This is a genomic window from Nocardia carnea, assembly GCF_029869215.1.
In the GTDB taxonomy this organism is placed as follows: Bacteria; Actinomycetota; Actinomycetes; order Mycobacteriales; family Mycobacteriaceae; genus Nocardia; species Nocardia carnea_B.
The window spans coordinates 1-10308 of record NZ_JARWPM010000444.1 but is presented as its reverse complement, the minus strand read 5'-3'; the positions used below and the strand labels follow the sequence as shown (position 1 = coordinate 10308).

The following is a 10308-nucleotide window of genomic DNA, read 5'->3' as shown; positions in this document are numbered from 1 at the left end:
TTTCGGGGCTTTGGGGGGCCCCCCAATTATTTTTTTTTGGGGGGGGTTGGTGGTTGTTGGGGGCCCCCAAAAATCTTCGGGGGTTTAAAACGGGGGGTGGGGGGGGGGGTTTTAAAATTCCCCCCCCCCCGGGGCCCCCCGCCTTCGCCCGCCCGTCAGGCGCGGGCGAAGGCGAGCGTTTCCCCGGCCACGCCGTGCAACCACAGCGTGTTGCAGGCAGTGGCCAGTTCGTCGAGGTTGTCCTCGATGGTGGCGAAGACATTGCCGGGGACCCAGCCGAGGTCGCCGTTGATGAGCAGGTTGTTGCGGCCGTAGAACAGCGCGAGATCGGTGGCGCCTTGCTCGTGGTGGGCGGCCGAGCCCGGTTCGTAGCCGTAGGCCGGGTTGCCGATCTCCCACGGTTCGAAATCGAACAGGCAGACGTCGCCGGGAATCGGGGTGACGGTGGGGTTCTCGCGCCGCGGCGCGCCCGGAATCCGCGGTACCAGGGTGTAGAGCTCGTTGCGGGCGTATTTGGCGTGGAAGGCATCGCCCTCCTGCGGCAGGGCATTCCACACCGCCTCGCAGGTGCGGGGGGCCTGGTCGTCGAGCAGCCGGGCCCGGCAGGTGAGTCCGGTTTTGGTCAGGGTGATGGTCAGATAGCGCGCCATGTATCCGTCCTGAGCGTCGGGCGGGTGGGACCGGTCTGTTCAGTGGCCGATTTCGGCGAGCACCGCCGACCAGATGCCGAGGGCGTCGGCGACCTGGCTTTCGGAGACGATCAGCGGCGGGATCATCCGCACCACGTTCATATGGGCCCCGCAGGTCAGCAGCAGCAGGCCCTTCGCGGCGGCGAGCTGCTGGGCGGCGGAGGCGGTTTCGCGGTCGGGGGCGCCGTCGGTGGTGACGAATTCGGCGCCGACGAGCAGTCCGAGACCGCGGGTATCGCCGATGGCCTTGGATTCGGCCGCCCGCACCCCCGCCAGCAGTTGCTCGCCGCGAATCCGCGCGTTCTCCACAAGGTTCTCCGAGTCGATCACCTCGAGGGTGGCCAGGGCGGCCGCGCAGGCCACGGCGTTACCGCCGTAGGTGCCACCTTGTGAACCCGGCCAGGCGGCGCTCATCAGTTCGGCCGAGGCCGCGATTCCGGAAATCGGGAACCCGCTGGCCAGGCCCTTGGCCATGGTGATCACATCGGGACGGACCCCGAAATGCTGGTGGCCGAAGTACTTTCCGGTGCGGCCGAAGCCGGTCTGGATCTCGTCGAAGATCAGCAGGATGCCGTGCCGGTCGGCGCGTTCGCGCAGGCCCTCGAAGAACACCCGGTTACCGGGGATGTACCCGCCCTCGCCGAGCACCGGTTCCACGACGAATGCGGCGGTTTCGGCGGGTGAGGTGAGTGTGGCGAATATGTAGTCGAGTTCGCGCAGCGCGAAGGACGTCGCCTCTTCCTCGCTCCACCCGTAGCGGTAGGCGGTGGGGAAGGGGGCGACGTGCACGCCGGACATGAGCGGGCTGAAACCGGCGGAGAAGCGGGTACCGGAGGTGGTCATGGTGGCGGCGGCGACGGTACGGCCGTGGAATCCGCCGTGGAAGACGATCACATTGGGCCGGCCGGTGGCCTGGCGTGCCAGCCGCAGCGCCGCCTCGACCGCCTCGCTACCGGAGTTCGCGTAGAACACCGAATCGAGCCCTTCGGGCAGCACGCTGCCGAGACGTTCGGTGAGTTCCAGCATGGGCCGGTGCATCACCGTCGTGTACTGGCCGTGGATCAGCTTCGCGACCTGGGCCTGGGCCGCCGCGACCACCGCCGGATGACAGTGGCCGGTACTGGTGACCCCGATACCGGCGGTGAAATCGAGGAATCGGCGACCGTCGGTGTCGTAGAGGTAGCAGCCGGACCCGTGGTCGACGGTGACCGGGGTGGCCTGCTTCAGGATCGGGGACAGTTCGGCCATGGTGGCGCCTCCCGGGACGGTCGGTGCGGCGATCCGGACCGACGACGAGATTGTCGGATTGTTGACAATTATGGATAGCATGGGGCCCGGGATTCGGCAATGCCCCCGGGCTCACCGCCCGCGCGTCACCTGTCGTGGCGGTCAGTCCCGCAGCCAGATCGCTTCGGCGGCGATACTGCCCAGATCCGTGAGGTTTTCGTCGCGCCCGATCCGGACCGCGATGGTTCCGGCGAAATCGCGTCGCTCCACGACGAGGATCACCGTGTCCAGCGCTATCCCCACCGAATCGAAGTACCGCAGCATCTCCGGATCGGAATCGGAGATCCGGGCCACCCGCCCCGATTCGCCCGCCTCGAAATCGATCAACTGCCGCGCCGGTGGTGTCGGTACCGCCCCGTCCACCGAGGGAATCGGATCGCCGTGTGGATCCCGGTCCGGGAAACCGAGCTTGGCATCGATCCGGGCCATCAGCAGATCCGACACCGCGTGCTCCAGGATCTCCGCCTCGTCGTGCACCTCGTCCCAGCCGTAGCCGAGCTCGCTCACCAGGAACGTCTCGATCAGCCGGTGCCGGCGCACCATGGCAACCGCGGCGCGGCGGCCCTCCTCGGTCAGCGCGATCGCCCCGTAGCGGGCATGCTCCACCAGACCCTGGTCCGACAGTTTGCGGACCGCCTCCGACACCGTCGACGCGGAGACGCCGATCCGCTCGGCGAGCAGTTTGGTGCTCACCCGCTCCTGCGACCACTCCTGGGTCGTCCAGATGACTTTCAGGTAATCCTGGGCCACCGACGACAGCCCGGGAGCGGCCGAATCCCCGGCGTCGGCGAGTTCCCGTCGGGTGGCGATATCTCGTTTTCCGGGCACAACCACGAGCTTAAGCATTCGTGGCCCGATACACATATCGCGCCACCTCGGGGAAACCCTGTGTTCGCGTGCGTGTAGCCGGGCCGCGCACCCGTCCACCCGAATACGGTGCGGCCGCGTGTTTGCGTAGGCTTGGCGTCTGTGCAGAGGTGGCGAAGTCTCGACGACGTACCCGCGGACTGGGGGCGGTGCGTGCTCACGATCGGCGTGTTCGACGGTGTGCACCGCGGTCACGCGCAACTGATCAGCCGGGCGGTGAAGTCCGCTGCCGCGCGCGGGGTCCCGGCGGTGCTGATGACCTTCGATCCGCATCCGATGGAGGTGATCCGGCCGGGTTCGCATCCCGCGCAGCTCACCACGCTCACGCGGCGTGCCGAACTCGCCGAGGAACTCGGCGTCGACGTGTTCTGCGTGATGCCGTTCACCCACGATTTCATGAAACTCACCCCCGCCGAATACGTGCACGATCTGCTCGTGGAACGGCTGCATGTGGCCGAGGTCGTGGTGGGTGACAATTTCACCTTCGGTAAGAAGGCCGCGGGTACCGTCTCCACCATGCGCGAGCTGGGCACGCGCTTCGGCTTCGAGGTCGACGGGGTGACGCTGCTGGGCGAACACGCCGTCACGTTCTCCTCCACCTATATCCGCGCCTGTGTGGACGCCGGGGATATGGCCGCCGCCGCCGACGCGCTGGGCCGGCCGCATCGCGTCGAAGGTGTGGTGGTGCGGGGTGACGGCCGCGGTAAGAGCCTGGGCTTCCCGACCGCCAACGTAGCCCCGCCCATGCATGCCGCGATCCCGGCCGACGGGGTCTACGCGGGCTGGTTCACCGTGCTCGGCCCCGGGCCCACCATCGGTACGGTGACGCCGGGGCAGCCGGCCATGGCCGCGATCTCGGTGGGTACCAATCCGACCTTCTCCGGCCGCGCCCGCACCGTCGAGGCCTATGTGCTGGACCGGGAGGCCGATCTGTACGGTCAGCACGTGGCCGTGGATTTTGTGGACCATCTGCGCGGTATGCGGAAGTTCGAGTCGATCGACGAGCTGGTGGCCGCCATGGGCCGCGACGTCGATACCGCCCGCAAGATCCTCGGCGCCGGGAACTGACCACGCGGCGCCCGGGTGCAGCCGGGCGTGCACCATTCCGGTAGTGTGGTCCGCTGGGTCTGCTGCGGTCCGCGGCGGCGCCCACCCCGGCGACGACAACCGGAGAGCCGCCTGTTCGCAGGCGCTTTTCCCGGATGATCGGCTGGGCACCTTACGCGCGGAACTGAGAAACAGGAGTGGATGCCCCATGGCGTTGACCACCGAGCAGAAGAAGTCGATTCTTGCCGAGTACGGTCTGCACGAAACGGACACCGGTTCCCCGGAGGCGCAGATCGCGCTGCTGTCCAAGCGGATCTCCGAGATCACCGAGCACCTCAAGGTGCACAAGCACGACCACCACACCCGGCACGGCCTGATGGCGTTGATCGGCCGCCGCAAGCGGCTGTCGAAGTACCTGGCCGACAAGGACATCAACCGGTACCGCAGCCTGATCGAACGCCTGGGCCTGCGGCGCTGAGCGCGTGAACACGCCCGGTTCCGAGAGCCGGGCGGCACGTATGCCGGCGGGGCGCATACAATCGCCCCGTCGGCATTTTCGTGCGTGGGAACCACCCGCGTACGAGGACGACAGAACCAGCCGTCACACCCGCGCTCGTGGCGTCGGTCTTCGGTAGTGGCTTTTCGGCCCGGGGTTGATACGCCGGAGAGCTTCGATCGTTGACCGCCTCCGCGTCGCCGTATCCAAGGGGATCCGGCCGGGTGTACGCGCCGCAGCCAGTTGTACGGCGGCCGCTGACCTCGACGGTCACCGCGGTGACGCCGTCGCGCCGCGTCCATACCTGGTACGGCTGACACAGCCGGATCGCGCCACGGGCGCTGTATCCGGCGAGACGAGAGGTTGAGAACAGAGATATGCAGGAAACCACCGAACGCTCGAAGAGCACGGCCATCGAGGTCGAACCGGGTGTGTTCGAATCCGTCGCGCTGATCGACAACGGCGTGTTCGGCACCCGCACCATCCGTTTCGAAACCGGCCGCCTGGCCAAACAGGCCGCCGGCTCGGTCGTCGCCTACCTCGACGACGAGACCATGCTGCTGTCGGCGACCACCGCCGGTAAGCACCCCAAGGACCAGTTCGATTTCTTCCCGCTCACCGTCGATGTCGAAGAGCGGATGTACGCGGCGGGCCGGATCCCCGGATCCTTCTTCCGCCGGGAGGGCCGCCCCTCCACCGACGCGATCCTGACCTGCCGCCTGATCGACCGGCCGCTGCGCCCCTCCTTCGTGGACGGCCTGCGTAACGAGATCCAGGTCGTGGTGACGGTGCTGAGCCTGGATCCGAAGGATCTCTACGATGTGGTCGCCATCAACGCGGCCTCGGCGTCCACCCAGATCGCGGGCCTGCCGTTCTCCGGCCCGGTGGGCGGTGTGCGGGTCGCGCTGATCAACGATTCCGTGGCCGGCACCCCGGCCGGTGGCCAGTGGGTCGCCTTCCCGACCAACGAACAGTTGGAGAAGGCTGTTTTCGATATGGTCGTGGCCGGCCGGGTCACCGAAACCGGTGATGTCGCGATCATGATGGTCGAGGCGGAAGCCACCGAGAACGTGATCGCACTGGTCGAGGCCGGGGCGCAGGCGCCGACCGAAACCGTGGTCGCCGAAGGCCTGGAAGCCGCCAAGCCGTTCATCGCGCGCCTCTGCCGGGCCCAGCAGGATATGGCCGAGCTGGCGTCCAAGCCCACCGAGGATTTCCCGCTGTTCCCGCCGTACGCCGACGACGCGTATGCCGCCGTCGAGGATGCGGCCAAGGCACCGCTGTCGGAGGCGCTGAGCATCGCCGGTAAGCAGGAGCGCGAGGAGAAGATCGACGAGATCAAACTCGACATCCTGTCTCGGCTCGGTGCCTCGTTCGAGGGCCGCGAGAAGGAACTCGGCGCCGCCTTCCGCTCGGTGACCAAGAAGCTGGTCCGCCAGCGCATCCTCACCGACGGTTTCCGTATCGACGGCCGCGGCCTGGCCGATATCCGGGCGCTGTCCGCGGAGGTCGCCGTGGTGCCGCGGGCGCACGGCTCGGCGCTGTTCGAGCGCGGCGAAACCCAGATCATGGGTGTCACCACCCTCGATATGGTCAAGATGGCGCAGCAGGTCGATTCGCTCGGCCCGGAAACCTCCAAGCGCTATATGCACCACTACAACTTCCCGCCGTACTCGACCGGTGAGACCGGTCGCGTCGGTTCGCCCAAGCGGCGCGAGATCGGCCACGGCGCGCTGGCCGAGCGGGCACTGATGCCGGTGCTGCCGAGCCAGGACGAGTTCCCGTACGCCATCCGGCAGGTGTCGGAGGCGCTGGGCTCCAACGGTTCCACCTCGATGGGTTCGGTCTGTGCCTCGACCCTGTCGCTGCTCAACGCCGGTGTGCCGCTGAAGGCGCCGGTCGCGGGTATCGCCATGGGCCTGGTATCGGACACCGTCACCAACGAGGCCGGTGCGCAGGAGGTCCGCTATGTGGCGCTGACCGATATCCTCGGCGCCGAGGACGCCTTCGGCGATATGGACTTCAAGGTCGCCGGTACCCGTGATTTCGTCACCGCCCTGCAGCTGGACACCAAGCTCGACGGTATCCCCTCGCAGGTGCTGGCCGGCGCGCTGGGCCAGGCGCACGACGCCCGCACCACCATCCTGGACGTGATGGCCGAGGCCATCGCCACCCCGGACGAGATGAGCCCGTACGCGCCGCGCGTCACCGCGATCAAGATCCCGGTCGACAAGATCGGCGAGGTGATCGGGCCCAAGGGCAAGATGATCAACCAGATCACCGACGACACCGGCGCCAATATCTCCATCGAGGACGACGGCACCGTGTTCGTCGGGGCGACCGACGGCCCGTCCGCGCAGGCCGCCATCGACGCCATCAACGCCATCGCCAACCCGCAGCTGCCCAAGGTCGGCGAACGATTCCTCGGCACCGTGGTCAAGACCACCGCGTTCGGCGCGTTCGTCTCGCTGCTGCCCGGCCGCGACGGCCTGGTGCACATCTCCAAGCTCGGCAACGGTAAGCGCGTGGCCAAGGTGGAGGACGTGGTGAACGTCGGCGACAAACTGCGCGTGGAGATCGCCGATATCGACAACCGTGGCAAGATCTCGCTGGTGCCCGTCGACGAGAGCGCCGACGAGGCCCCGGCCGAGGCGCCCGCCGATGCGGATGCCGCGGCGACCGAGTAGTACTGGTCGTGTGACGGAGCAGAAAACAGCGGCCCCCCTGCGCCCGAGTGGGCAGGGGGGTTCGTCATCGGCGTGGCGGATCGGCGAAACCGTCGATATCGACAACGGGGTGCGGCGGACCGTTCTGCCGGGCGGTCTGCGAGTGGTGACCGAGCAGGTACCCGGCGTGCGCTCGGCGTCCGTGGGGGTCTGGGTGGGAGTCGGCTCCCGCGACGAGGGCCCCACCGTCGCCGGTGCCGCGCATTTCCTGGAACACCTGCTGTTCAAGGCGACCCCGACGCGGTCGGCGCTCGATATCGCCGAGGCCGTGGACGCGGTGGGTGGCGAGCTCAACGCGTTCACCGCCAAAGAACAGACCTGCTACTACGCCCATGTCGTGGACGAGGATCTACCGCTCGCGGTGGACCTGGTGAGCGATGTGGTGCTCAACGGGCTGTGCCGGGCGGTGGATGTCGACCTGGAACGGCAGGTGGTGCTCGAAGAGATCGCCATGCGCGACGACGATCCGGAGGACCTGGTCGGCGATGCCTTCCTCACCGCGCTGTTCGGGGACCACCCGATCGGGCGGCCGGTCATCGGATCCATCGAATCCATCGAAGCGATGCGCGCGAGCCAGCTGCGGTCGTTCCACCAGCGCCGGTACACCCCCGACCGGATGGTGGTGGCGGTCGCCGGGAACATCGACCACGAGCACACCGTCGAACTGGTGCACCGGGCGGTCGCCGGCCGGCTGGATCCCGCGGCCCTTCCCGCGCCGCGCCGGGAGGGCCGGTTCCGGACGCGGTCGGAGCCCGCGCTGAGCTGGAGCCACCGCGACAGCGAACAGGCGCATCTGGTTTTCGGGGTCCGCGCCTACGGCCGGCACGAAGGCCCGCGCCGCTGGCCGCTGTCGGTGCTGAACACCGTGATCGGCGGCGGACTCAGCTCGCGGCTGTTCCAGCGGATCCGGGAGGAACGCGGCCTGGCGTATTCGGTGTACTCCAGCGTGGACACCTTCGCCGATACGGGCGCGTTCTCGGTGTATCTCGGCTGCCAGCCGGAGAACCTGAACGAGGTGACCACATTGGCCCGCGGTGTACTCGAAGAGGTCGCGGCGGACGGGATCACCGATGCCGAATGTGCCCGTGCGAAAGGCTCGCTACGTGGCGGGCTGGTGCTCGGCCTGGAGGATTCGGCGTCGCGGATGAACCGAATCGGCCGCAGCGAACTCAGCTACGGCAATCATCGCAGTGTCTCCGAAACGCTGGCGCGGATCGACGCGGTCACCACCGAGGAGGTGGGGGAGATCGCGCGGTCGCTGCTCGCTCGCCCGTTCGCCGCCGCGGTGGCCGGGCCGTACCGCCGCAAACGTGATCTCCCCGCGGCTGTCACTCGGTTGGTCGGCTGAGGTATCCGCGGGCCGAGGTCCGGAGGCGGATGCGGCACCGTGGGCGCGACCGCCGAGCCGGTCTCGCCGGTACACCGGCCCGCACAGGCCCTGTGGCGTCCGGGTATGCGCAGACCGGGCGGTGGAAGAACCGATTCGGCGCGCTACCGATGTGTGGCCAGGCTACTCCGGCCGGGCGCGGTTCGCGGCGTCGACGATCGAGGCCAGCAGGCCGGGCAAGGCGGCGTCGAGGGCTTCGGTGCGGAGCTGCTGGCAGGTGTGGCCGTCGATCACCAGGCGTTCGGTGACGCCGGCCTCACGGAGAATCTTGAAATGGTGGGTGGCGGTCGACTTGTTGATTCCGTCATAGAGGGACGCGCAGCGCAGGGCGGTGCCCGCATTGCTGAGCCGGCGCACCATTTCCAGGCGGACCGGGTCCTGCAGCGCGCCGAGTACAGCGGGGAGCGGGGCCACGGGGTGCGCCGCGGTGGTGGTGTCGGTCAAGGGGTCCGCCTCGGTCGGTTTGATGATCGTCGTACCATACGTTACTGTCGATCAAGTTCGATAATCTTCAAACTTACCTGATCGGGGTCTCGATGGCAGCGATAACCGCAGCGCCGGCGTCGGAACGAGCGGTGCAACCCTGGGCCTACGCGCTGGTACTGGGCGCCACCGGTGTCGCACTCGGAGTATCGGGTGTGCCGGCCCCGCTGTACGGCCTCTACGAGCGGGAATGGCATCTGTCGCCCTTGGTCACCACCATCGTGTTCGCGGTGTACGCGGTGGCCGCCCTGATGGCGGTGCTCGTTTCCGGACGGATCTCCGATGTGGTCGGGCGTAAACCGGTGCTGCTGGGCGCCTTCGCGACCATGATCGCGGGCCTGGTCGTTTTCGTCCTCGCCGACAACGTGGCCATGCTGGTGCTGGCTCGGGCGCTGCACGGACTGGCGGTCGGTGCCACGGTCGTGGCCGGGGCCGCGGCCCTGCTGGACCTGCGGCCACATCGCGGCGCACGGTCCGGCCAGCTCAGCGGTGTGGCCTTCAATGTCGGTATGGCGGTGGCGATCATGGGGTCGGCGCTGCTCGCGCAATACGCCCCGAACCCGTTGCGCACCCCGTACGTCGTGATCAGCGTGATCTGCCTGATCGTGGCCGCGGGTGTGCTCGCCCTGCGGGAACCGCACGCCGCCCGGGCCGCGGGCCGGATCCGGATCGCCCGCCCGGCGGTACCGCCGGAGATCCGCGCCGATTTCTGGTTCTCCGCGCTCGGTGTGATGGCCGCATGGTCGGTGCTCGGTGTGCTGCTGTCGCTGTACCCCTCGCTGGCCGCGGAGCGAACCGGTATCCACAACCTGGTGTTCGGTGGGGTCGTGGTGGCCTCGACCGCGCTGGCCGCGGCCCTGGTACAGCTCTTCGCGACCCGGGTGCCCGCCCGGCGGGCCGCGATCATCGGTGATATCGGGATGGCGATCACCCTGCTGCTGACCATCCCGGCGCTGGCCACCCATCAATGGGCCGCCGTGGTCGGTATCGGGCTGGTGCTCGGTGCGACCTTCGGGCTCGGCTTCGGTGGCTCGCTGCGCCACCTCTCGAATGTGGTGCCGGAACACAAACGCGGCGAAACCATGTCCGCGTACTACCTGCTGGCCTATACCGCGATGGCGCTACCCACGGTGGTGGGGGGGGGGGGGGGCCCCCCCCCGGGGGGGGGGTTTTTGTTTTGGGGGGGTTTATGTGGGGGGGGGGGGGGGGGGCCCCGGGGGGGGGGGGGGGGGGTTGGGGTGGTGGGGTGGGGGGGGGGGGGGGGGGGGGGGGGGGGGGGGGGGGGGGGGGGGGGGGGGGGGGGGGGGGGGGGGGGGGGGGCGGGCG

9 protein-coding genes are annotated in these 10308 nt (G+C 68.6%); 5 read left to right on the top strand and 4 right to left on the bottom strand.

Features of this window, described 5'->3' with window-relative positions:
- Positions 1–155: 155 nt before the first annotated feature.
- From QH276_RS33135 to QH276_RS33125, 3 genes are all read right to left on the bottom strand, one after another.
- The gene (locus tag QH276_RS33135) at positions 156–650 is read right to left on the bottom strand and encodes a DUF3830 family protein (RefSeq protein ID WP_280400325.1); all 495 of its coding nucleotides are present in this window, start codon (positions 648–650) and stop codon (positions 156–158) included.
- A gap of 39 nt (positions 651–689) precedes the next feature.
- The gene (locus tag QH276_RS33130; RefSeq protein ID WP_280400359.1) at positions 690–1937 is read right to left on the bottom strand and encodes an aspartate aminotransferase family protein; all 1248 of its coding nucleotides are present in this window, start codon (positions 1935–1937) and stop codon (positions 690–692) included.
- A gap of 141 nt (positions 1938–2078) precedes the next feature.
- Positions 2079–2822: a metal-dependent transcriptional regulator gene (locus tag QH276_RS33125; protein WP_280400326.1), complete on the bottom strand. Its 744-nt coding sequence runs from the start codon at positions 2820–2822 to the stop codon at positions 2079–2081.
- Positions 2823–2945: 123 nt separating this feature from the next.
- Between QH276_RS33125 and QH276_RS33120 the strand changes: the two genes are divergently transcribed.
- The 4 genes from QH276_RS33120 (at position 2946) to QH276_RS33105 (ending at position 8460) form a co-directional block, all read left to right on the top strand.
- Positions 2946–3911: a bifunctional riboflavin kinase/FAD synthetase gene (locus QH276_RS33120; protein WP_280400327.1), complete on the top strand. Its 966-nt coding sequence runs from the start codon at positions 2946–2948 to the stop codon at positions 3909–3911.
- Positions 3912–4098: 187 nt separating this feature from the next.
- Positions 4099–4368, top strand: coding sequence for a 30S ribosomal protein S15 (gene rpsO, locus QH276_RS33115; protein WP_195054650.1), 270 nt, complete (start codon positions 4099–4101; stop codon positions 4366–4368).
- 395 nt (positions 4369–4763) lie between these two features.
- The gene (locus tag QH276_RS33110) at positions 4764–7073 is read left to right on the top strand and encodes a polyribonucleotide nucleotidyltransferase (RefSeq protein ID WP_280400328.1); all 2310 of its coding nucleotides are present in this window, start codon (positions 4764–4766) and stop codon (positions 7071–7073) included.
- Positions 7054–8460, top strand: a complete 1407-nt coding sequence (locus tag QH276_RS33105) for a M16 family metallopeptidase (RefSeq protein ID WP_432278677.1) — start codon at positions 7054–7056, stop codon at positions 8458–8460. Before QH276_RS33110 ends, QH276_RS33105 begins: the two co-directional genes overlap by 20 nt.
- 162 nt (positions 8461–8622) lie before the next feature.
- Here the strand turns inward: QH276_RS33105 and QH276_RS33100 are convergent, their stop codons facing one another.
- On the bottom strand, positions 8623–8943 hold the full coding sequence (locus tag QH276_RS33100; protein WP_280400330.1) for an ArsR/SmtB family transcription factor: 321 nt from the start codon (positions 8941–8943) through the stop codon (positions 8623–8625).
- Positions 8944–9035: 92 nt separating this feature from the next.
- Between QH276_RS33100 and QH276_RS33095 the strand changes: the two genes are divergently transcribed.
- Positions 9036–10308 (top strand): MFS transporter (locus QH276_RS33095; RefSeq protein WP_280407016.1); only part of this gene is annotated, 1273 nt, incomplete at its 3' end.

What these genes read in the sequence shown, in the direction of transcription:
- QH276_RS33125 (WP_280400326.1), bottom strand. Translation starts at nt 2,822, where the DNA reads ATGCTTAAGCTCGTGGTTGTGCCCGGAAAACGAGATATCGCCACCCGA.
- QH276_RS33105 (WP_432278677.1), top strand. Translation starts at nt 7,054, where the DNA reads ATGCCGCGGCGACCGAGTAGTACTGGTCGTGTGACGGAGCAGAAAACA.
- QH276_RS33110 (WP_280400328.1), top strand. Translation starts at nt 4,764, where the DNA reads ATGCAGGAAACCACCGAACGCTCGAAGAGCACGGCCATCGAGGTCGAA.
- QH276_RS33135 (WP_280400325.1), bottom strand. Translation starts at nt 650, where the DNA reads ATGGCGCGCTATCTGACCATCACCCTGACCAAAACCGGACTCACCTGC.
- rpsO (WP_195054650.1), top strand. Translation starts at nt 4,099, where the DNA reads ATGGCGTTGACCACCGAGCAGAAGAAGTCGATTCTTGCCGAGTACGGT.
- QH276_RS33130 (WP_280400359.1), bottom strand. Translation starts at nt 1,937, where the DNA reads ATGGCCGAACTGTCCCCGATCCTGAAGCAGGCCACCCCGGTCACCGTC.